The 23,139-nt window shown below is 48.3% G+C and carries 15 protein-coding genes; all 15 read right to left on the reverse strand.

Going from position 1 to position 23,139, the window contains the following annotated elements:
• Positions 1–5: 5 nt before the first annotated feature.
• Entirely contained in the window at positions 6–1,199 is a 1,194-nt protein-coding gene (yqfD, locus tag MKX36_RS16475; protein ID WP_340865031.1) for a sporulation protein YqfD, read from the reverse strand.
• On the reverse strand, positions 1,196–1,489 hold the full coding sequence (gene yqfC, locus MKX36_RS16480; protein WP_016821590.1) for a sporulation protein YqfC: 294 nt from the start codon (positions 1,487–1,489) through the stop codon (positions 1,196–1,198). The genes yqfD and yqfC overlap by 4 nt, the downstream gene beginning before the upstream one ends.
• 405 nt (positions 1,490–1,894) lie before the next feature.
• Positions 1,895–3,304 (reverse strand): amino acid permease, encoded by a 1,410-nt coding sequence (locus MKX36_RS16485; protein ID WP_016821591.1) that lies wholly within the window; start codon positions 3,302–3,304, stop codon positions 1,895–1,897.
• Positions 3,305–3,727: 423 nt separating this feature from the next.
• A complete protein-coding gene (locus tag MKX36_RS16490; RefSeq protein ID WP_242211146.1) occupies positions 3,728–4,306 on the reverse strand; it encodes a hypothetical protein in 579 nt (192 codons plus the stop codon).
• A gap of 43 nt (positions 4,307–4,349) precedes the next feature.
• The gene (gene floA, locus MKX36_RS16495) at positions 4,350–5,351 is read right to left on the reverse strand and encodes a flotillin-like protein FloA (RefSeq protein ID WP_279287923.1); all 1,002 of its coding nucleotides are present in this window, start codon (positions 5,349–5,351) and stop codon (positions 4,350–4,352) included.
• Between the two features lie 42 nt (positions 5,352–5,393).
• Positions 5,394–6,761 carry an NfeD family protein gene (locus tag MKX36_RS16500; RefSeq protein WP_107733293.1) on the reverse strand — a complete coding sequence of 456 codons (1,368 nt, stop codon included), beginning with the start codon at positions 6,759–6,761 and terminating at the stop codon, positions 5,394–5,396.
• Between the two features lie 280 nt (positions 6,762–7,041).
• Positions 7,042–7,485, reverse strand: coding sequence for a GatB/YqeY domain-containing protein (locus MKX36_RS16505; RefSeq protein WP_013372151.1), 444 nt, complete (start codon positions 7,483–7,485; stop codon positions 7,042–7,044).
• A 16-nt stretch (positions 7,486–7,501) separates the two neighbouring features.
• Positions 7,502–7,675 carry a 30S ribosomal protein S21 gene (gene rpsU / locus MKX36_RS16510; protein ID WP_005547957.1) on the reverse strand — a complete coding sequence of 58 codons (174 nt, stop codon included), beginning with the start codon at positions 7,673–7,675 and terminating at the stop codon, positions 7,502–7,504.
• Between the two features lie 170 nt (positions 7,676–7,845).
• Entirely contained in the window at positions 7,846–8,205 is a 360-nt protein-coding gene (locus tag MKX36_RS16515) for a histidine triad nucleotide-binding protein (RefSeq protein ID WP_340865033.1), read from the reverse strand.
• A gap of 162 nt (positions 8,206–8,367) precedes the next feature.
• On the reverse strand, positions 8,368–9,711 hold the full coding sequence (locus tag MKX36_RS16520; protein WP_107733292.1) for an aminotransferase-like domain-containing protein: 1,344 nt from the start codon (positions 9,709–9,711) through the stop codon (positions 8,368–8,370).
• 351 nt (positions 9,712–10,062) lie between these two features.
• Positions 10,063–10,467 (reverse strand): hypothetical protein, encoded by a 405-nt coding sequence (locus tag MKX36_RS16525; protein WP_017428162.1) that lies wholly within the window; start codon positions 10,465–10,467, stop codon positions 10,063–10,065.
• A gap of 260 nt (positions 10,468–10,727) precedes the next feature.
• Positions 10,728–14,114, reverse strand: a complete 3,387-nt coding sequence (locus tag MKX36_RS16530) for an AAA family ATPase (RefSeq protein ID WP_107733291.1) — start codon at positions 14,112–14,114, stop codon at positions 10,728–10,730.
• Positions 14,111–15,295 (reverse strand): exonuclease SbcCD subunit D, encoded by a 1,185-nt coding sequence (locus MKX36_RS16535; protein ID WP_019688058.1) that lies wholly within the window; start codon positions 15,293–15,295, stop codon positions 14,111–14,113. Before MKX36_RS16535 ends, MKX36_RS16530 begins: the two co-directional genes overlap by 4 nt.
• Positions 15,296–15,323: 28 nt before the next feature.
• The gene (gene addA / locus MKX36_RS16540) at positions 15,324–19,343 is read right to left on the reverse strand and encodes a helicase-exonuclease AddAB subunit AddA (protein ID WP_340865037.1); all 4,020 of its coding nucleotides are present in this window, start codon (positions 19,341–19,343) and stop codon (positions 15,324–15,326) included.
• On the reverse strand, positions 19,340–22,906 hold the full coding sequence (gene addB, locus MKX36_RS16545; RefSeq protein ID WP_340865038.1) for a helicase-exonuclease AddAB subunit AddB: 3,567 nt from the start codon (positions 22,904–22,906) through the stop codon (positions 19,340–19,342). The genes addA and addB overlap by 4 nt, the downstream gene beginning before the upstream one ends.
• Between the last annotated feature and the right edge of the window lie 233 nt (positions 22,907–23,139).

Below are 23,139 nucleotides of genomic sequence, written 5' to 3' on the forward strand. Positions count from 1 at the left end.
TAGCCTCATTCTCCTTGGTTATGAACTAACGGAAGTTCTTCCGCAATATCCTGTTCCACTTCAAAAAGTACTTTCATATAAACTTTACCATTCTCTCTCTTCTCATGCAAAATTTTTTGGCTCATTATTTTCGTTCCTTTGCCGTATTTAGCTAAAATATCCGCGCGTGCGCCTTCTATTCCTGACATTTTGGCTTCTGTTTCCGTTAACTTCTGCTCTTGTATCTTGGTCTCCCTCACACTTTCATTCATCCAACCCATCGGAAGTTTGTAAGAACGCCATGTTAGCGGATCATGTTCAACGGTTGTTTTATGTGTAGAATAAGGTATTTTCCCATATCCCCACAATTGTATCGCACGGTTGCCTAGCACCAGATACAAGCGATCGTGGCTATTCCCCGTATATGTGCTGCTGCGTCGTACCATGGGACTACTAATTTCATATTCATGCCACACAAGCCCCTTAATCTCTCCTTTGGCTACGACCTGTTGCTGATTCTCCTCATCTCCAAGCGTTCCTGAAATGAGAATAGCTCCTTTTTTGACCCGTGTATTTTTATGCACAAGAGGACGTCCCTGCTCGGCAAAAATTTCAGTGACTACCGCGTCCGCCTTACTGATGAGATGACGTGGACTGTAGAGCGGCGGGGGAGTAGGCTGTGAAGCTTCAACGACCTGAATTGTCACCAAGGTTCCCTGCCTTTCCACACCGATCCAGGACGCCTCTGGAAGCTTCTGCATGAGTGCGCGCGAAAGCTTGTCCTGGCTGGAAAGGCGAAAACTCCATTGAAACGGATAAAGCCCCTCCTGTCGGGCTGCTTTGAGAACAGCTTCCGTTGGGAGCTTGTCATTCCCCTTCACTTGAATGTCCCAGATGAGCGATGACATCAGCAGGAGTCCTATCCAGAACAAGGCCAGTCCTGCGAGAAAAAATTTACGTTTGGCGAGTCGTACAGCAGTAAAGGGAAGTCCTTGACGTTTGAGAACATGCATTTTGCAGCCTGTCCTTCTCAAAAGCGGACGCAACAGGAAGACGTGCGGCAGCAGAAGGTTCATTTCTGCAAGTCTAGTACCCATCGGCCGCACGTTCCAAACAGGTATATGGTGATCAGTGAGTAAATTAATGAAAGCTTCCACACTTTCGCCCTCGACAGCTAGGGTAACCGTGCCACGCAGCTTTGCTAAAGCGGGATGTTTCACGAGCCTTCCTCCGTTCCTTCCAATTGAATATCCGTAATATGTCCCTCTACACTTACCTGGTCTGGCAGGATAGACGTAATGATTAGATCATGGCCTGACACTCTTAGCCTGCCTTGTGCAAGTGCAAGTACGAGCTGGTCTGGTGTAAAATCCACCACACCCCGGTGATTTTCTACATAAAGCTGGCGGCTGCCGATGAGGGTTAACCGCGGCAGATCAAATAGAATATCCTGCGGAAGCTCCAACGTCTCGCTGGCCCACTTTCGCAGTTTGCGGCTCATCCGGCTCATACGGCGAAATCTCCTTTCCTGTCATCAGAACAACTGTTATCCAACGGCTAATAGTTGTTTTGATGGCAGCTATGCTGCTTTTTTTATAATCTTCTGTTATTACCATTAGCACTCCATCGTTGTTACGACAGCAGCTATGCTGCTTTTTTAATCGCTTGTTATGACTATTCGGTTTATCCTATGTCTCGATCATCACTGGACGACGCTGTTACACCAGCGTCACAGATATCTGTACTGTACATTTTATGATCCAGTCATCGCATTTATGAGGCTAAACTTACAATTCGTAGCAACTGCAATATTAAAGAGAAAAAGACCATGCTCTATAAAAATTCACATAAAAAAAGACAACCTCGTTTTCATATCAAAACAAGGCTGTCTTTTTAGTTTCACAGTATGAAATGGTTAGTTTTCGGAATCCTGATTCAAAAGAGAGTTTTTTCGGGAGTATAAAAAGTAAATAACCATACCAATAACAAGCCAAATGATAAAACGAATAAACGTTTGACCATTCAGATTAAGAATAAGCACCCCACATGAAATGATAGCTAGGATGGGAATAAATGGAACACCAGGACATCGAAAGGCTCTTGGCAAATCAGGTTGTGTTTTTCTCATCACTATGACAGCGACTGAAATCAGAATAAATGCTGATAAGGTTCCAATGTTCACCAAGCTTGCTAACTCATCCAGCGGGATCAACCCACCCATTAATGCAGATAAAGTACCAAAAAACAACGTGTTAATATAGGGTGTTTTATATTTGGAATGAACCTTTGACAATACTTTAGGTACTAAGCCATCACGTGACATCGCAAACATAATACGGGTTTGACCATATAACATTACCAGCATGACCGTTGTCATCCCCAAGATGGCTCCGATATCCACAATACCCGCCACCCAATTCTGACCGGCAACCTGCAAAACTAATGACACCGGATGGGAGATACCTTCAAATTGCATAAACGGCACAATACCTGTCATAATCGCGCTAACGATCACATACAAAAGCGTACAAATAGCAAGCGAGAAAATAATGCCACGTGGTAAATCACGAGCTGGATTTTTGGTTTCTTCAGCAGCTGATGAAACAGCATCAAAGCCAATGAAAGCAAAAAACACAAGGGCTGCGGCTCCAAACACCCCACTGAACCCAAACGGCATAAATGGTGTCCAGTTGTCTGGCTTCACATATTTAATAGCAACAATAATAAACAATAAAACGACAACAATTTTTACAATAACCATGATGTTGTTAATTCGTTTGGATTCTTTTATTCCAAAATAAAGCAAGAATGTGATAGCCATCAAAATTAAAAAAGCTGGAAGGTTAAAATAAGTAGTTTGGTCTTTTAAAGCTCCTGGCGCAGCAGTGAATTCAACCGGGATATGAAGACCAATTCCTTTCAAAAAGGATACAAAATAACCCGACCAACCTGCTGAAACAGCGCTGGCAGCCAACATATATTCCAAAATTAAATCCCATCCGATAATAAAAGCCAATAGCTCTCCCATCGTAGCATATGTAAAAGTGTAAACAGAACCGGATACTGGAACGGTGGAAGCAAACTCAGCATAAGCCAATGCTGCGAACAAACAAGCGAGCCCCGCAATCACAAAAGACATTACCAAACCCGGACCAGCCGTAACTGCTCCCGTACCTGTCAAAACAAAAATTCCCGTTCCGATAATGGCTCCAATCCCAAGCATTGTTAAATCAAACGCACCCAATTCCCTTTTAAGTGCTTTTTCCCCACGTGTAGCAGCGATCAGTTGATCAATGTTCTTCTTTCTGAACAAGCTATTCCCCATCCATCCCATCCTCCTAAACATAAATTTTTACTTTTTGTATAACCCTGTGACATCACCTCGATATAAATCAAATTTTAGCTAAATATGGGGTAAATTTTCATAAGTTCTATCGTTGAGAACATTATATATAAAAAAGAAAAAATGAAAACGACTTTTGGAAGGCTTCGTTCATATTGTTACATTTGATCATTTTTTACATAAGTATTTTCACAAATGAGATTCTAAATTAGACAAAATGCCGTCTTTTTAGATGACGGTAAATGTGAGAAGAATGTAGCATATATGAGATCATCACATTCGTTGTTAGGTAATTTGAGCATTTGTCGTTAGGTCTTTTTTTATTCCAGCAAGTTTATGTATTGCTAAAAACATCGCAAAAAAAAAGATCCGCCACAGCCAAAGCCGTGACGGATCACTATCATTTTAACGTCTTCCTCCACCCATGTAACGCTTGGAACGCGGAGGGCCTAATATCTCTGCCCAAATTACACCTCTGCGTAGGTCAGCTGCATTCACGGTACCCCGCTCTTGAGAAGTTTGCTCTAGCCCATCTGTAATTTCCTCCGAATCACTCGCATTGGATATACGATCGAGTCGGGCTAAAACCATCCTTCGCTCTTCTTCCATAATACGAATCCGATCCTCTAAAGTCGTACCGTTATCTAATGAATCTTGGTCCATCTGTTCTTCCTTTTTCAGCCCGTCTCCCACTTCTTCTATACGACGAGCTTCCATCACCGCCCGTCGCTCATTAGGAAATTGACGTTGCAGCTCTCCAGTAACATCTTGCTGACGTCGCTCTATCTCAGGTTCCGTTGTGAAAGGTCTGGACGACGTCGAGGACCCGCGCGAACCATGATCACCACCAAAGGTAGGCATACCTTGCCGTGGGGGAGATTTCCGATCTCCACCTTGAATGCTTTTCCCCAAAAAGGACACCAGTGCAAAGCCAATCACGATCAAGATATACAAATGGTCAAAGATCCAACTGATAAAATTCATTACTCACCGCCTAACTGCTATAGTTCATCGGCCCGTCCGTTAGTTAATCCCGGTTCTTGTTATCATTCCCCGAGTTCTCATTCGGTTTGCCTAAGGAACTACGCATTTGCGTATCTGCCTCAATATTTTTTAAATTCATATAGTCCATGACGCCAAGTTTACCGCTACGTAGCGCTTCAGCCATTGCCAGAGGCACTTCGGATTCGGATTCCACCACGCGTGCTCTCATTTCTACAACACGCGCCTTCATTTCCTGCTCCTGCGCTACAGCCATCGCACGCCGCTCTTCGGCTTTTGCCTGCGCAATACGTTTGTCGGCTTCCGCCTGCTCTGTTTGCAGGAAGGCACCGATATTTTTACCTACATCAACGTCTGCAATATCAATCGATAGAATCTCAAATGCTGTCCCTGCATCCAAACCTTTGGATAATACGGTTCTCGAAATGGAATCTGGATTTTCCAGCACGTCTTTATGCGAGTTACTGGAACCAACCGTTGTTACGATACCTTCACCAACCCGAGCAATAATCGTTTCTTCTCCGGCACCGCCGACGAGTCGATCAATGTTGGCACGCACCGTAACACGAGCTTTAACCTTCACTTCGATACCATCCTTGGCGACCGCAGCAACAATAGGCGTCTCAATAACACGCGGATTAACGCTCATTTGGACCGCTTGCAGAACATCCCGTCCCGCAAGATCAATCGCAGCCGCACGTTCAAATTCAAGCGGAATGTTAGCGCGCTGCGCGGCAATCAACGCATTGATCACTCGGTCTACATTCCCCCCTGCGAGAAAATGACTTTCCAGCTGATTGATATTCAAGCCCAGACCAGCTTTGGTAGCCTTAATGAGGGGATTGACAATTCGGCTTGGCGTGACGCGCCGCAACCGCATAGCTACTAGCGTAATGATACCGATCCGCACACCCGAAGCCAGCGCCGAAATCCACAGCATCACCGGGAAGAAACTAAAAAACACACTCAATATAATAATCACTACTACGGCAATCAGCAAAATACTGACAATACCCGATTCGAACACTCGCATCATCCTCCATTAATCTAATTCTTCGTTGTTAGCTTGCTAGACGCTCGCGTCTGCCTTGACTACAATTCGCCCGCCTTCTACTTTGGATACGATAATCGGCATATTCGGGGCGATAAACTCCCCATTCGTTACGACATCCACTCGCTCGTCAGCGATTAGCACCGTTCCAGCTGGACGTAATGGGGTCAGACTGACCCCCCTCTGACCTAGTAACGTTTCCCGATTCACAACCGAAGAAAACCCTTGGTCAGCCGTTAAACGTTCCTGAAGTATAAAACGGTTCCATATCCCTCGGTCCTTAAAGACAACCGCGATAATCGCCACTACGGCAACAGCCGCTGCAAAAGCAATCCCCAACGATATAAACGCATGCTGCATGTTGTATGCAGCACGGACTACACCCGCGACAAGGCTGATGGAACCCAAAATACCCAGAATGCCAAAGCTTGGAATAAACATTTCAAGTATAAGCAGTGCCAGACCGATAATGAACAACAGCCACGTCTCCGAACCTGCAAAGCCAGCGATATAATTACCAAAGAAATACAAACCAAATCCAAGTACACCTAAAATTCCCGGTACACCAAAGCCAGGTACAAGCAGTTCAATAACTACACCCGCGATACCAACAAATAAAAGCAATGTCTGCACGATCGGGTTGGTCAATATCTCGGCTGCTTTTTCAGCCCATGTGCGCTCCACATGGATTACATCATCTGTACTGTAGCCCATCCACTGGATAACTTCTTGTTCCGAAGACGCGATGTAATCCGCGTACCCCAATTTCAGCGCTTCCTCACTGGTTAAAGAAATGATCTGGCCATTTTCCTTATTAAAGTTCATCTCCGGGATAGATACAGTCGATTTGGAGTCGACCATGCCTCTAGCAATATCGGGATTGCGCCCGCCAGCTTCTGCGGCAGATGCCATGCTGCTCTTCCACCAAGCTATCGTTTTTGGGTCTGTAATAGTATTCCCCCTGCCGTCTACTAACGCTGCTGCTCCGATAATACTCCCCGGTTTCATAGCAATCTTGTTAGCACTCAACGCAATATAGCTACCCGCTGAGGCCGCTTCGCCCTTTATATAGGCTACGGTCGGAATGGGACTGTCTTTAATCAGTTTGCCCAGCTTCTCCGCTGTATCTACCCGTCCGCCGGGAGTGTTAATATCCAGTAAAATCAGACCTGCTTTGGAATCAACTGCTTCTGAAAATCCACGCTCCATAAATTTGCCCAGACCCTGTTCAATTTCCTGATCAACTGGTATAACAAACACAGCTCCACCCTTTGTTTGAGCCGCCGCTGATCCAGAATGAACTAAGGGTAACAACAGAACGGATATCATAATCCACAACGTTAAAAAGACCAATTTGCGGCTGGAGTGGTGATGTTCTCTATGCATTTCTTTCCCCCCTTTCGATCTTTCCTTGTTACAGCATACCAAACTTTGTTAGACAAACTATACAGTTTTCAGGATTTAATGTGAAATTATTGGGTATATTGCTAATCCTGACGCCTGTCAAATACTTTACGCCCCTAATGGACATCACGTTTCACACAATTACAGGAAGCGCTTTCATGAAGGCGTTTTCCACCATTCTCTTTTATGGCAGGCATCACACATATAGAAATAACACCCTCTGTAAACAGAGGGTGTTGTGTTTTCCTGTTTGTCGCAGGGTTTATTGCAGAAATTGCTGAACCGCCTGGTTCACGAGCTTACCGTCAGCACGACCTTTTACCTTAGGCATTAAGGCCGTCATTACTTTCCCCATCTCGGCTTTCGAAGAAGCACCGGTTTCCTGGATGGTCTGCTGTACAATAACTTTAATTTCTTCTTCAGAAAGTTGTTCAGGAAGGTACTGAGCGATGATCTCTATTTCTGCTTTAGTGCTTGTCGCAAGTTCATCACGACCGGCTTTTTCAAACTCATGGAGGGCATCTTTTCGCTGTTTGATCTCACGACTCAGAATATCAAGCACTTCGTTGTCGTCCAAATTCCGTTTCAAATCTATTTCAAGATTTTTAATCGTAGAACGAACCATTCGAATGGTGGAGAGTTTGAACTTGTCCTTACTCTTCATTGCTTGCTTCATATCTTCGTTCAATCGTTCGCTCAAATTCATGATTACTTAGATCCTCCTAGAACTTTCTCTTACGAGCAGCCTCGGACTTTTTCTTGCGCTTTACGCTTGGCTTTTCATAATGCTTGCGTTTCTTCACCTCAGCCAATACGCCATCCTTAGCAATGGAGCGTTTAAAGCGACGAAGTGCAGCATCAATTGTCTCGTTTTTGCGAACTTTAGTTTCAGACACCAGTTTTCCCTCCCTCCGACCAGACCGTCCAAGAGCAATAACACGGTTCATCAAATTTTATTATAGGTGAAACGGAAACCAGGTGTCAACCTATAAGAAAAAATGAGTACATAGAAGGAACTTTTTTTCCCGTCACTTCCGCATTACTGAAAAGACTAGCTCTGTCATTTTTAAGAATGTGAGTCCGAAATACCTGTCAGGGCACCTAATTTGGCGCCGCCCAGCAAGTGATAATGCAGGTGCCCTACCGTTTGTCCACTATCCGGACCACAGTTGTTAATCAACCGATAACCAGACTCAGCGATTCCCAACTTTTTCGCAACCTCAACCGCAACACGATGAATCTCCGCGATAAGAGGAAGATCCTCCTCCGTTACAGCATTCATTGAAGGAATGTATTTTTTTGGAATAATGATCACGTGTACTGGCACCGCAGGCTGGATGTCATGAAATGCGAGCACATTGTCGGTTTCCAACACCTTTTTGCTGGGAATGCTTCCATCCACAATTTTCAAAAACAGATCGTCCATTCAAAACCCTCCTTTGGCAGTGAGCCGATCATAAGCAATTAAACATCAGCAGTCCTTGCTCTCGGCATTCAAAGTTATGTATTTTCCACACCAAACAGAAACATAACCAATCATGATTGGTTATGCCTATGTTTCTATATGTATCATAACGGAAAATGGGGCTTAATACCAGTTTCCCTTACTAACTTCCTCTATTATAGATTTAACTCCTTTATCAATTAGATCCGGCTGTGCACGCGAAATACTTATACGCAAAAATTTTTCTTGTTCCCTGTAGCTTGATAAATAAAAGCCTTTTCCAGCTACAACTTGGATGCTTCTCGCGTTAAGACTGTGTACCAAACGTTCCAAATTCACCGTCCTCGGCAGCTTAAACTGCGTATAAACACCTGAGGTTACAGCTGGAGTTTGAATGTACCCGGACTGATTGTATCGTTCCACCGCCTTGTTCAGAATACGAACGCGCTCCGAATACAGTTTGGATATCGTGTGTTTATGGCGTTCATACATTCCATTTTTAATATAGATATCAAGTGCTGCCTGAGACAAAATGGATGTGTCAACATATCTTTTATAGGTACTGAACGTCTTTAATAAGTTTTCTGGCAGTACCGCAACCCCTAATCGCAAGCCAGGGAAAATGATTTTTGAGAAGCTTTTCAAGTAAATAGTGTGTTCTGTCTGATCGTATGCATAAATGGGATCAACAAGATGATCAACTCCCAAATCAGCCATATAGTCATCTTCTACGATGTACACATCATATTTCGCAGCCAAGGCAGCTATCGTTTTTCGTTCCTCCGTGTTATATGAGATACCGAGAGGATTATGATGCCTTGACATGGTATAAAAAAATTTGATGTTACCCTGCTTAAATTGGTTCTCCAACTCATAAAAATCCAGACCTTCCGCTGTCCGCGCAATCGTATTGACGGGTATGCTCTCTTCCTCCAAAAAACGCAAATATATATCGTAGCTGGGCTGCTCGACCAAAATCTTTTCTTTGCCATTGGGAAACGGCATTTTCGCGAGTATTTCTAATGCTTGTTGAACACCTGAAGTAACGATAATCCGATCTGTTTTTGCAAACACCTGAGTATCAGCCAAATGAGAGACGAGCGTATGTCGCAATGTTTCCAATCCTTGCGAATCCCCATATGTGAACAGATGATATTTGTAAGTGTCAATAGCCTGATTTAGACAATGCTGAAAATCTAGATATGGAAATACATTCAAATCCGGGGATGCTGAAGCAAAATCAACGTAGTCGGAAATATGGCTATGGTGTACGTCACTGGGGTTTTCCACTACATAGTATCCGCTTTGCGGTATGGAATAAATGGTATGCTTCCTTTCAAGTTCAGCATAGGCTCGCAGAATTGTGCTTTTGCTGCACTTGTATAGCTCCGAAGCATCACGGACCGATGGCAGCTTGTAACCAGATCTATATTGTCCCTCGCGAATTTTAAGCTCTATATCTAATAAAACCGAAACATATTTTTTCACGATATCCTCCTGCCTGTTCAGTACATCCTCTTTATATGCTTATTCCTTCTTATGTTTCTGTACATGCTTGATGTTAACATGGTTTTTAGATAAACAGGATACCTCTTTTCACTAAACTGTACCCATACAGTTTCCATTCATAAATCATTGTAACCTCGCTAAAGGCTGTAAGCGTTATAGCTCATTAACATATTGAGACGGTAGATGTGAAAAAGAGGCTGTTTCTTCATGCTGGAAGAAACAGCCTTACTTAGTGATGATGTATGGATACACCTATATAGCCACTTGTACTGTACAAGGGCTGTAGGCGGGAGAGAGTAGAACGATGGTCAGGCAACGAAGAAGATCAGATTAGTAGTAAGGCAGTAAACTAATCGCTGTCAACGCAGCAAGTGGCAGAATCAAACGATTAAAGCGGCGACGTCCGTATGGGAATCCATACGCATAGGCGGGCACTGGGACCGGGTAAGGGTACGGATAAGGGTACGGAGGATAAGATGCATAGCCACCATAAGCACGGGAGCCGCATCCACAATTGTTGGGCGGATAGGGGAGATTAACATTCTCCATTTCTTCTCCACCCATAGGAACGGCTAAGTATATCTTTTCATCATCCACATGCTCTACAATTCCGTCATACATTGTCCCGTCCTTCACCCATACGCATACATAACGATGCATATGCTGTTGACATAGTGTTTTAGCATCCATCTGTTGCGATGCTGTAACATTTTCGGTTATCATGCTTTTTTCCATGGTTGTTTCCTCCTAGACTCTTGCATGTATACCGTATGTTATTCAAAAACGGGCTATGTGCTACATCAAATTGGGCGAATTCCGGCTACAAAAAAAAGAAGCACCCCGGGAGCTCTTGGCAGAGCCCCTCTGAACGGACGTATGACGGGAAGACTCCTTCCGCAGCATACGTCCGCCGGGGTGCTGTATGATTAACTTGTCGGCTTAGCTGTATTATAACAACAGTTTGAAACTGTATCTGTGATCCGTATCACATTGTTTCAAAATGTTTCCATAACTACACGAGAGCCTCCACCAGCCTGCTCTGCGGGAAGAACAACCAGCTTGCGTGGGAGCCGGGCCCGCAATTCAGGCACATGGCTAATCACACCAACAGATAATTGATCGTGATGCAGCTTTTCTAGCGAGGTAATTACTGTGTCAAGCAGTTCGGGGTCCAACGTTCCAAATCCTTCATCCAGAAAGAAAAATTGTAGAGGGTATTGGCCCCGCAATTGAATTTGAGCCGACAGCGCAAGCGCAAGCGACAAAGAGGTCAGGAACGTTTCGCCGCCGGACAAGGTCGATACCGGACGTTTGACCCCACCGTTGGCATCATCACTAATAACAAAACCACCGCTGGAATCTACTTCTAGCGCATAACGCTGCTTAGTCAGAAAACGCAGGCGGCGTGAAGCGGATTGGCTGACCTGCATGAGCTGCTCTTCGGCAATATATTCAACGAAAGCATTGCCTCGAAAAACAGACTGGAGCTTGGACATTTTTTCCGCCTCGCTACGCAGATGTAAACGATTGGACTCCAGCTCCATCCAGCGGACGTGCCGACGCTGCAAGTCCTCTAAATCACGTTCGGCCTTGGCGCGATTCTGAAGCGCCTCTTCGTCGCGTGCACGGCAATCACGCAGCCTCGCAGTGGTCGTTTCCCACTGTTCCTCTGTTACTGTTGCTCCATTCAACTGCTCTTCGACATGTTTTAAGCGGGAAGACAGCTCCTTCTCCCGTTCTCGGTGCAAATTCACTTCACGCTCATAGCGTGTGGCTTCTTCCGGTCCCAAGCAGCATTCCAAGACCTCTGCTTCCGTAGCAAAAGAGGAAGCTTCCAGACGGATGCCCCAACGGGATGCTGCCGTCTGCCGTCTTTCTTCTGCCGAGTCGGAGGCCTGCCGCGCTATCAGTGAAGCATGAACAGCCTGCTGCTTGCGTTCTTCCGCTTCGGTACGGCGGCGGGCAGCGGCTTCGGCTCCGTTTTTCAGTCCCAACAAGCGTGAGGTCGCTTCTTCCAGCAATGAGGCTGCTTGGCCTTCTCCAACCCACTTTCGGAGCTGTTCTTGCTTTTCACGCAGCAAATCATCTTTACTTTGCAGCCCTGTACGACGGGCAATAATGATTTTGTCCTCCTCGATGATGCTTTGCTGTATCTGCTGTACACGCGCTGCCTTTTCTTCGAGGAAAGTCACGCTCGTCTCCAGTCGGGATCGCAGCTCCTCCGCACGCCGGTCGCGCTCCTGCATGGCGCGATAACGCTCCGCAGCTTGGTCGGGGCCGACATCCGGCAGCTGCGCTGCCCATTCGGCGCGCAGCCCCTCGCTGCGCGTGGTACATGCCTCGCGCTTGCTCCGCGCCTGCGCCAGGGCTGCAACCGCCGCTTCCTGCTCGGCGGCTGCACGGATACGCCGCTGCTGTCCGGCGGCGTCCGCCTCACGCAGTGCCTGTGCCTCGGCAGGCAGCGTATGCGCACGCGCTGCCAGCTCAGCCGCTGTACGCTCCAGCGCTGCACAGCGCTCCGCCCATACGGCGACACCACGAGGCACAGCAGCCGCAGGCGTAAAAGGCTCGCCCGTGGCGGCAGCGCCGCTGTCTGCGGCGGGCTGCGCCAACAGGCTGCGCTGCTCGTGCAACTGCTGGCGCAGTGTGAGACGCAGCTCCTGCAAGCCGAGCCGCAGGCGGTGCAGCTCATCCGGCGCAGCGGAATCCGCGCCATGGGCCGCAACAGCGGCAGGCGCGGGATGATGCAGAGAGCCACACACTGCGCATGGCTCTCCTTCGCGCAGCTCGGTAGCGAGATGTTGCGCGAGACGCGCTAGCTCCTCGGCACGGAGCTCGTGACGCAGTTGCTCCTCCTCGGCAGCCAGTGCCGACACGTCGGCTGTAATTTCCGCCTCTAGCGCCAGCAATGCCTCGATGCCTTCAGCCGCCTGTGCAGCAAGGACAGAACGTCGTGTCTCGGTCTCCTGTGTCTCCTGCTCCATTAGCTTTAGACGTTCGTCTGCTAGTGCAAGCCGTTTCTCCTGAGCTAAATACTCCTGTTCAGCTTCACTCCATTGCTCATGCGCTGTCTCCAGCTGTTGTAGCCGCTGCACAGCCTCTTGCAGCATACGCCGCTCATCTGCCCGCACTTCATTTTGCTTCAACTCCTGCTGAAGCTCCTGCTGCCGCTTTAAACCTCGTGTCTGTAACTCTTGTTCCTTTGCGAGACCTGCGGCATGCTCTGCAAGGGTTTGTTCGCTATGCGCCAGTTCGGCCGCCAAACGTTCTCTTTCGGTCCACAGCACTTCCGTATCACGTTCCAGTTGAAGTGCCTGCTCCAGTTGGTCGATCCGAAGCAATAGCTTTGGTTCTTCGGCACTGAGTGCTTGCCGCGCCTGCTCATCTGCTTGCACAGATACAAGCGCCGCCTCCGCTGCGGAGGCAGCCTGGACTGCCATCTGTTCAGCATTCTTTTGCCGTTTTTCTGCTTCGGCAACGGCTTCCTTCCAATCTGTCAGTGCAGGCAGCAACGCCTCCGCTGCAGATGCTTGTCGCAGCTTGCGCTCCAGCAAAGCAATGCCTGGTTCCTGTCTTGCCATATCCTCCAGCTCACTCACTCTTTGGCTAAGCTCGATGACCAGTTCCCGTGTTTTGTTCAGCGCCTCCGTTTCCCGTGAAACACGCTCTAGTTCGCGGCGTGAAGCCTCTGCATGGTCCATCGCTTCTTTGAGGCGCAGCTTTACAAGCTCAAGCGCTTCAGCACTCGCATCCCCCAGCCCTTGCTGCTCCGCTTCCAACGACTTAAGGGCGATGTCGTTATCCTTCACACGACGGCTCAGCTTCTGAGCAAGTTGATCTCCGTACTTCTCCAGATGGAACAAACGCTGAAGCATCTGTCTACGTTCACTGCCCTTTAAGGATAAAAATTCCGCAAACTTCCCCTGCGGTAATACGACAGCGCGCGTAAAATCGTCCATTTTCAGGCCGATGTACTCCTCCACACAGCGTGTCACATCCTGTACTTTGTCAGCAAGTACTTCCTCGCCGTCTTCTGTATATGCAATAAAACGGCTAAGCGTATTATTAACCGATACGCTTCCTGCACGTTTGAAACGTCGTTCTACACGGTAACGGCGAGGTCCTTGAGCTGACATTAATTCAAATGTAAATGCTACAGACAGCGTATCCTCGGCATGATTCATGATGCCTTGTGTACCATTCACCGCCCGCTCCACTTTACCGTACATGGCCAACGTAATAGCATCTAGCAATGTTGATTTACCACTACCCGTTGGACCAAAAATTCCGAACAGCCCCGTTTCGGTCAAATCGTCAAAGCGAATTTCCTGCGACTCCCGGTAGCTTTGCAATCCCGCCAGTTTCAGAAGGATCGGCTTCATACCTCATCCTCCTCAGCGTGGTCTCTTGCATCATCCTGTTCTACCAATTCTAGAAACAACTGTACTAATCCTTCATCCGGCTGTGCTCCGCCCGTCTGTCGCTGGTAAAACGCCCGGAACAGCTCATGAACCGGCAGTTCTGAACGTTGCTGTTCCAACTGTGCCGCAGCCATTTCTGGGTACACGGGGCGAATATGAATGATGCCTTCACGGCTTTTGCGCAACCGTTGAATATCTCCCATTGACATTGCTTCATCCAGCGTAATTTCCAGGTCAATAAAGGCATCAGCATCCAGTCCTTCATCCAGCCAGCGATATACTTCCTCCAGACCTCCCCGTGCTCGCCACCTCACTAATGGGCGTCCACTGGTAATATACAGTTCCTCAACCTGTGCCGGCTTGCCGGCAATCACGTCAATTAACGTAACTGATTTGGCTTGTCCAGCTTCGGAAAAGCTATAAGCCAGCGGAGAACCACTATAACGCATCAGTCCATCGCCCTTCACATATTGGGGACGATGCAAATGCCCCAGAGCCGTATACTGCGCTCCAATGCTCAAAGCAGACGGATCTACGGTATAGGCTCCCCCGACCTGAATCGGACGTTCCGAATCCGACTCCAGCCCGCCAAGCACATAAATATGGCTCATCGACAAATTAACGGTGTCGGGTCGAAACGCTGTACCCAGCTGCGACATCAGCATCCCTACACGGCGGCTATATGCCTCACGTAATATGGTTTCGTCCCCGTCTTCAGACAATAACTCATTCAGACGAGACTCAGAGGGATATGGCAAGGCCGCAATACATGCCATTTCGCCCGTTCGCGGTGTATGGACGCGCACTGCTTCCCCATGAGGCAGTCCCAGCAATGTAATTCCACGCCCGCTCACCAGCGGGGTGACCGAGGATACTCTTTCCGGCTGATCATGGTTGCCAGCAATGACGACTAGCGGTCTTCCTCCAGCCGTAAGACGAGCAGATGCTTCATAAAACAATTGCTCTGCGGCGGCCGAAGGATTGACTGAGTCGTACACATCCCCAGCCATCATAATCAAATCAGCCTGCTGGTCGTCAGCCATTTTCACCAATTCTTCCAAAAACGCCTCCTGCTCCTTCAGACGGCTTCGACCTTCCAACGTGCGACCCAAATGCCAATCCCCTGTATGCAAAATCCGCATGCTTTTCCCCCTCTCCCTATCTATATCACTACAGCTGCACACTCTCTCCAGCTTCTATAAAATACAACCATTTCTCAGCTACCTTTTTGCCTGTAATCTCTTCAATCACACGGGCATACAGCTCCAATTGAAAACGATATTGGTCTGTTAAATGTGACAGCGTACGATATTCAGAGATCCGGTCTGTTTTATAATCCAGCAGCACAAGCCCTTCGGGAGTTTCAAACAAACAGTCAATGATCCCGTTCATCAGCACTTTATCGTCCTGCCCGCTTTCGGTAACTGTCTTCTGTTCTGGCAACACCGCAGGTAAACTGTGGTTCCAGTAATCGGTTGCCCGCATAGTATAAGTAAACGGAAGCTCACGCTGAATACGGGATGAACCCAGCATTCTCTTCCCTAGCTCACTAGAGAAAAACCGTAATATTTTATTCGTATCCAGCGCCTTTGCATGAACATCCAGTAAGATACGTTGATTCAGCAAACGAGCTTTGGTTTCCTCAATAACCTCAGCGCTCATGACTCCATCTAGGGGCACATGCAGCATCAACGTATGATAGATCGTCCCTCGTTCTGTAGGAGTCAGTCGCTGATTTCCCATAAACTTAGGTCTGCGCAAGTGTAATTGACTGCCCCTAGTGTCAGAATCTTCGCGATCCTCTGGTAAGTCTGCTTGTTGGGAGATAGAAGATAGATTCAGCCAATCATCAGATCCTATCTCCTGCATCTCCAGCCATCTTTTCATCTCTGTGACCGATGTATTGGCTGCTGTCTTGCCCGCCCGTTCATACGGATAGGTCCAGGAAAGAGCCGCAGCAATATCCGTTTCACTTTCTTCGTCTAATTCGATTAGCTCAACATTTCTCAGTGCTTCTGTTTTCTTTTGGCGTTCTTCGGCCGATACCTCTTCTCCACGATCCGAGTTCACACGAGAGCCAGAAAGTGTTTCTGAGGCTACGATTTTAAATAACCAGTCTGCCCCCGGCATGTGTTCCAGTCTGTGATAGTACCCCTCCTGATCCCCTGCCGCTTCCCTCAGCGAAGTTGCAGAAGGATGCCGAATCAATGCAGGACCTACCCAGTCCAGATAGCTGCGACCTGCCGCCAGCATATAGTCTGGCAGTACTGTTTCCGCATGTTCCTTGGCACGTGCCCAACCTGCTGCGCGGGAAGCGAGATCCTTCACGGTTCCGGTCATAATCAGCTTTTCACGCGGACGCGTAAGCGCTACGTATAGCACACGCATTTCTTCAGCCAAAAGCTCCAGCTGTGAGCGTCGACGGATCGCTAAATTAGGCAGCGTAGGGTAGCTAACGCGGTTTTGTTCCTCCACATATTTAGGACCAAATCCCAACTCCTTGTGCATAAGAAACGGCGCATTCAGATCCTGCTGATTGAACATTTTTGCCGTCCCGGCAATAAACACGACAGGAAATTCAAGTCCTTTACTTTTATGAATGGTCATAATGCGGACAGCTTGATCGGGTTCAGTCCCCCCGCTGATGGATCCTAAATCACCGCCTCGCTCCCGCAGACGGGAAATAAAGGTTAGGAATCGAAACAAGCCTCGGTTGGACGTAGAAGTCTCATACTGTCTCGCTCGGTCATATAAAGCCCGTAGGTTGCTTTGACGCTGTGAGCCGCCAGGGAGTCCACCCACCCAATCCAGATATCCTGTTTCCTCCAGCACATTCCAAATCAATACACTTAAGCTGCCTTGTCTGGCTTCCTGCCGCCATGCGTCCAAATTACGCAAAAATGAACGTAGTCGGGTAGACAACGTATTCCCGTCATTCCTATGGACTGGGTCAGGTGAAGATAGCGGGTCCTCAGTGAAAAGATCCATCTCCATAACATCAGCAGAGGTCTCTTTTAAACTCTCCTCAACTTGTTCAGTCTGTGCCGCCGCCAGCAATGCATCATAAAACATTCCATCCGGCTTCTCTAGACGAATTTGTGCCAGTTCATCTTCGGTCAAGCCGACAATTGGCGAACGAAGCACGGATGCAAGCGGGATGTCCTGCTGCGGATTATCAATAATGTGCAGCAGGGACAACATTACCTCAACTTCCGTTGCTTTAAAAAAGCCTGTCGTCTGCTCTCCAGAGGCTGGGATGCCCTCAAGCCGCAATTCTTCCACAATTAAGGGAGCCCATACGCTTGCTGAACGAAGCAATATGACAATATCACCGTAGACTGCTGGACGCATCGCTTTTAATCCCCTGTCATAAATCAACAGTGGCTGTCCAGTATCTCCAGTCAGCTCCTTAATCCGTTGAGCGATTGCACGAGCCTCCAACTGAGCCGTTTCAAGCTCCGCAAGCTCGGCCAGCTCACTTTCCTGTAAAGCCGATTCGTCCCCCGTTTCAGACAACTCCGAAACCTCAGAAAGACCACGCCCGCCTTTATCAACTAACAGCAGCTCAGGTGCGTATGCAGATGTAGCGTCCTGCTCTGTCTTTTCGGGATAGGACGCGCCATGTACAAGCCACGCTCGCTCATCGTACTCAATTTCCGCCACATCCACACTCATAATCTGGCGGAACACCAAATTAACCGCATCGACAACTTCCTCTCGACTGCGGAAATTACGCGCCAGATCAATCAAAAAGCCATCTTCCTGCTCCTGTATACCGTACCGTTGATACTTATTCAAAAACAGCCCTGGCTCTGCCAGCCGAAACCGATAAATACTCTGTTTCACGTCTCCCACCATAAAACGGTTACCCGGTTCCTCGCGCGATACCAGTCTAACGATATCTTCCTGTACGGTATTCGTATCTTGATACTCATCCAGCAGTACCTCGTCGAACTGCGCCTTGTATTCAAGTGCAGCATCGGAAGGTAACAGCTTGTACGGAGTAGATTCGGGGTGTCTTAATATTTTCAAACAATAATGCTCCAAATCCCCGAAATCCACCAGTCCTTTTGACTGCTTGTGCTGTTGAAATCGTTCCCCGAAAGCAATCACAGTCTCCACCAGTTCGTCCATCAGAGGAGCGGTCGCATGCAGTTCCTCCAAATAAGCTTCTGCTCTCCGACCGAACAGGGAAGCCTTCATATCTGTAATCATTTTTTTGGCAGCCTCGCGCAGCGTCTTAACCCGTTCCTGCAATGCAGGCTCGGTTTGATCTTTTTTAACTGGCTTGAGCTTGCCAAAGGATGCTGCTTGAAATTGATCATACAAGGATGCCCACGGCTGTGTCTCGAGCTCTTGCAGTAATTCCTTCACCATCGCCGTATCCTCTTGCAATGTCATGGCATAGGGTGCAGGACCGCCAGGCTGCATAGCTGTTTCATGCGCCTGTTCCAGCAAACTCGCTGCTCCGCGCAACGAAAGGGCAGCATCCGTCAAAATACTACGAACCCAAGGAGTCTCCCCCAAAGCTGCTACATCCTGTACACGAAATGCTGCTGCCGTCTCGCGCAGCCAATGCTCCGGCCAAGGATGACTTTGAGAAAAATCATACAAACGCTGAACAAGCACATACATGGCATCATCGGTGCGTTCTCCACTAAACCAGTCGACCAGTCTGCGGAATGTGCTGCCTTCATCATGAAGCTCATATTTCTCCTCAAACAGTTCTTCTAAAAGCTCTTGGCGCAGCAATTCTGTTTCATGCTCATTCATAATCCGAAAGCCGGGATCAAGAGGAATGGCCTGATAATGCCTGCGGATGACCTCCATACAAAAAGAGTGAAGCGTCGTAATCGAGGCTCGATTCAACAACGATAGCTGGCGACGTACATGTTCACTTTCCGGTTCCTGTTCCAGCACACGTTCCAGCGCTTCGCGTATCCGTTGACGCATTTCTGCGGCTGCAGCCTTCGTAAAGGTCGCCACCAGTAACCGATCTACACTGAAGCCGAGCTGAGGATCAACAATTTTGCGAATAATACGCTCTACGAGCACCGCTGTTTTACCAGACCCTGCCGCTGCCGCAACCAGCATGTTGTTACCGGATTCCGAAATGGCACGCCACTGATCATCGCTCCACATGCTTCCTTCCGGCTTCGGCAAGCCTTTAGCATTTGACGTGCTTATCATTGCTTCATTCCTCCTTTCCCTTCCTGTGTATGACTCAGCAGATCCCAGACCTGATCCTTACCCGGTTTCCCCCATTGGTTGTAACCACTGCCTTCCAGACTGTCGTCAAATTGACAAACAGGCTTAAAAGAACAGAAGGTACATGCCGTTTCTTGCTGGATGCGATAAGGTTCAATGGCAACATCGCCTTCCGTCATCCGTGTGCCAATCGTCCGAATATTGTTGCGCACCGACGCTAACAGGCTATCCCACTGTTCAGGCGAAGCAACGGAAGCACTGCTATAAAAACTGCCGTCTGCTTTCACTGCAACAGGTAAAATAGAGGAATATCCTTTGTCCAATGCTGTATCCATTTGCCCAACTACATCCCGATCCGCGAGCAATAATCCCTTCATCTTAAAACGTTTCAATAGCTCCTGACGCGCCTGTTCTGTGCTAAGACCGTTAGGCGATTGCAGCATCGGATTGTGGACGTGAAAATACAGTGTACCCGCCGGATAAGCAGTCTCGCCCAACCATTCCTCCGCCGCATTCAGCAGCACATCCAGGTAGGTGATCATTTGCAAAGACAAGCCATAATACACCTCATGCAGTTTAAGATCCTTTTGACTGGACTTATAATCAATGACACGCAAAAGTAATCCTTTTTCTCCTTCTGCCACATCGACACGGTCAATCCGTCCGACGATTTCCATCACCACGCCGTTATCTAACCGGAAGCTTAAGGGAGGAAGCGGCTGACCTGGTCCGAAGTCCAACTCCAGCCCAATCGGCTCAAAGCTACCTCTCCGTGCATGTTCACCCAAAATTAACGAAGCACGGCTCACAATGTCTTTTAACTTGCGCAAAATATAGCCATACCGCTTGGAGCTCATTAAAATCTCGCCTTGCAGGCGAGGAGCAAGACGCTCCACCGTACTTTCCGCCTCTTGGCGACATTCCTCGGTAGTGAGGCTTCCCCAACTGACATTACGTTCACGCAGATTGATCGCCATCTCACCAAGCGCTGCATGGAATAATTGTCCGATATCCGGAGCCTTCAGACGATACATTTGACGTTCCTTCAAACGAAGACCATGAGAGGCAAAGTGAGAAAATGGACATGCGACAAAACGTTCCATCCGAGATACGCTGGTACGCAGCTTGCTGCCATACAGACGGCGGCTCGTTTCCTTCTGCATTTCGGCATGATTCTCGTAAAAAAGTGAGGTCAACAGCTGACGCAACTTGTCCTTCTCACCTCCCTGCTGGCTGGCATACCAGTTATATACCTCCCACCAGGGAGATAAAATATCACCGCCACGCCGCCAATGCCGTAATTGCGCAATGAGCTGCGGCAATGCCTCAGACGGATGGGAAGCATACTCCCATTGCGTCGTCCAAGCGTCTTCAGGCAGAGGGTATCCAGCCAGTGGACGTTCGTTCAGGCCAGGAAACAGTTGCCGCACATGTCGCACTAACTCTGACGGCAGCAATGGCTTGCCTTCTTCATCAGTCACTGCATAGCTCATCCACAGGCTTTTACCAGCAGAGGTAAGGGCCGTATAAGCGAGAAATCGTTCGTCCAACAGACGTCTTGTCATATCTGGCGCCAGGTCTACGCCTTGTTCATTTAATGCCGTACGTTCCTGCTCATTGAGCACCCCATCCTCATGGAACACAGCCGGCATTACACCTTCGTTCATCCCTATCACAAAGGCATGTTGAATACCGGATACACGCGTACGGTCCGTGTTTCCGACCAGTACCTGATCCAGAGCCGGTGGAACAAGCCCCATACGGAACTCAGCTAATCCCGTTTCCAGCACTCCCGCAAACAAAGCAGTATCCAGTCTCTCATCACCCATCATTTCGACGATTTGATCCAGCAGTTCAAGCACCGCATCCCATACCTGACGGTGCTCCTTCGCCTGCTCGGGATTTCCAGCTTCTTCTGCCTGATGAATGAAGGCGTCCAGCTTGTGACCGATTTCTGCATCCTCCAGCAACAGATATATGGCTTCACACTTCTCAAGCGCCGTTCGTGCCTTACCTATACGCTTCTCAAACGCATGTAAAGGCGTCACAATCACATCTCGGCACAACTCCATCAAATCCAGCGTTTCATCCCGTTGACGGTTACGTTCCTGTTCCTCCAGCTCCAGCGACAAACTGGGCACAGCCTGCCACGCCCGGCCATCTGTCCAGCGACTGCCTTGTATTCCGCAGGCCAGCACATAGTTTTCCAGACGGTCCATCTGCTCGCGGCTCACTCGACCGTCCAGCGGCAATAGAAGGTCTGTTTTGACCGCACGAAATACATCCTCATATCGCCAGCGTCGCTGCACAATATCCAGTGAAGCCCGAATCAATTCCACCAAGGGATGATGAAGTATACTTCTCCGCTGATCCAAAAATACTGGAACCTGATATTGCTTGAATATCGGTTCCACCCATGGCTCATAATCTTCAATATGACGCACAAACAGGGCCATTTCCCGATAACGCGCACCTTCATCGCGGGCCAGGCGGCGCATTTCGCGTACGGCTCCTTCCAGCTCGGCACGACGACTTGCCGCAGCATGCAGTTTTATGCCCTCAGGTTGTGTACCTGTCCATTGCTCTCGTAGCTGCTGTAGCCGCAGCCGCTGTTCCTGATTCCGCAGCCCTGTACGATGTTCGAAACTAGCCTCCAAATACGCCAACGCTGGACGTTCCTTAAACCTCGGCATCAGATCGGGGCGTAATAACTGTGTCTGCGTTTCAATCATCAGCTCCTCTGCCATTCCTTTAAGCTTGACGTAGGTAGCCGCTGAAGGATGAAACAAATCCAGCTCATGCGGAAGCTGTCCACTTTCGTAGCTTCGGTTACAGGTCAGCGCCACTGTCAGCGAAGAGGCGTGCAGCATAAGCTGCTCCACCACCTTGTATTCATGTGGTGTAAACCTCCGGTAGCCATCCATCCAAATGTCTGCTCCGCGCACGAGGGAAGACTGTGCAATCTGTTCTGTCAGCATGCGAAGCGTATCTTCACCATCGATATATTTAAGCGTCAGCTCCCGTTCAAAATCCTCATAGATTAGACTGATATCCTTGAGCTTGCCTCTTAATATCGGAGTGGACTCCCCCGCAGCATGCATTCTATCCAGTTGCTCCGGTACAGACCGAGCATCATTTCCGTACTGCTTTAGCTCTGTGAACAACGTATTCAACCGATCCACAAAACCGAGTTGGTCTCCCGAATCTTTAAATAAACTCAGTTCATCCTTGCGACGACGAATAATTTTATATAAAAGCATCTTCTTGCCTTCTTCTGTTACAGGCACCAGTGCTGAACCCCCTGTTTCCTGCATGACTAAATAGGCAAGACGATGGAATCCCATCACTTGGGCGCGCACCGACCCCTGAATACCGTTTCCGACTTCGGTGAGCAACGCATGCTCTGAAGCAAATGACGATTGCTCAGGCACAAGTAACAGCATAGGCTTACCTAGCGGCTCCTCGCGTAACATAGAGGTCATTTCATTACGGATTAACGTGCTTTTACCACTACCAGAGCGGCCAATCAATAAGCGGACCGACATGATGCCGCCTCCTTTCTAACCAACAACATTCTATTAAACAGTATAGCATATCAGGCAAAGGAGAAAAGAACGTACGTTTGCCATGTTGTAGCAATTGGGCTCTTCTCAAAAACAAACAGTCCCGCAGGATGGCTTGGTGCAAGCCTTCTCTACAGGACTGATTTATACTAAAAATGAGTTTGTTTTCACCTATTTATCTTTATCGCCTAATAGTAGATTAACTTTGACAAGGG

Source organism: Paenibacillus sp. FSL W8-0439 (assembly GCF_038008995.1).
Taxonomy (GTDB): domain Bacteria; phylum Bacillota; class Bacilli; order Paenibacillales; family Paenibacillaceae; genus Paenibacillus; species Paenibacillus polymyxa.

Bases quoted from the DNA above. Each gene is read 5' to 3' on its own strand.
- MKX36_RS16485 (WP_016821591.1), bottom strand. From the start codon at position 3,304: ATGGGGAATAGCTTGTTCAGAAAGAAGAACATTGATCAACTGATCGCT.
- MKX36_RS16515 (WP_340865033.1), bottom strand. From the start codon at position 8,205: ATGGACGATCTGTTTTTGAAAATTGTGGATGGAAGCATTCCCAGCAAA.
- MKX36_RS16525 (WP_017428162.1), bottom strand. From the start codon at position 10,467: ATGGAAAAAAGCATGATAACCGAAAATGTTACAGCATCGCAACAGATG.
- MKX36_RS16505 (WP_013372151.1), bottom strand. From the start codon at position 7,485: ATGAATTTGAGCGAACGATTGAACGAAGATATGAAGCAAGCAATGAAG.
- MKX36_RS16490 (WP_242211146.1), bottom strand. From the start codon at position 4,306: ATGAATTTTATCAGTTGGATCTTTGACCATTTGTATATCTTGATCGTG.
- yqfC (WP_016821590.1), bottom strand. From the start codon at position 1,489: ATGAGCCGGATGAGCCGCAAACTGCGAAAGTGGGCCAGCGAGACGTTG.
- MKX36_RS16500 (WP_107733293.1), bottom strand. From the start codon at position 6,761: ATGCATAGAGAACATCACCACTCCAGCCGCAAATTGGTCTTTTTAACG.
- MKX36_RS16535 (WP_019688058.1), bottom strand. From the start codon at position 15,295: ATGCGGATTTTGCATACAGGGGATTGGCATTTGGGTCGCACGTTGGAA.
- MKX36_RS16530 (WP_107733291.1), bottom strand. From the start codon at position 14,114: ATGAAGCCGATCCTTCTGAAACTGGCGGGATTGCAAAGCTACCGGGAG.
- addB (WP_340865038.1), bottom strand. From the start codon at position 22,906: ATGTCGGTCCGCTTATTGATTGGCCGCTCTGGTAGTGGTAAAAGCACG.
- addA (WP_340865037.1), bottom strand. From the start codon at position 19,343: ATGATAAGCACGTCAAATGCTAAAGGCTTGCCGAAGCCGGAAGGAAGC.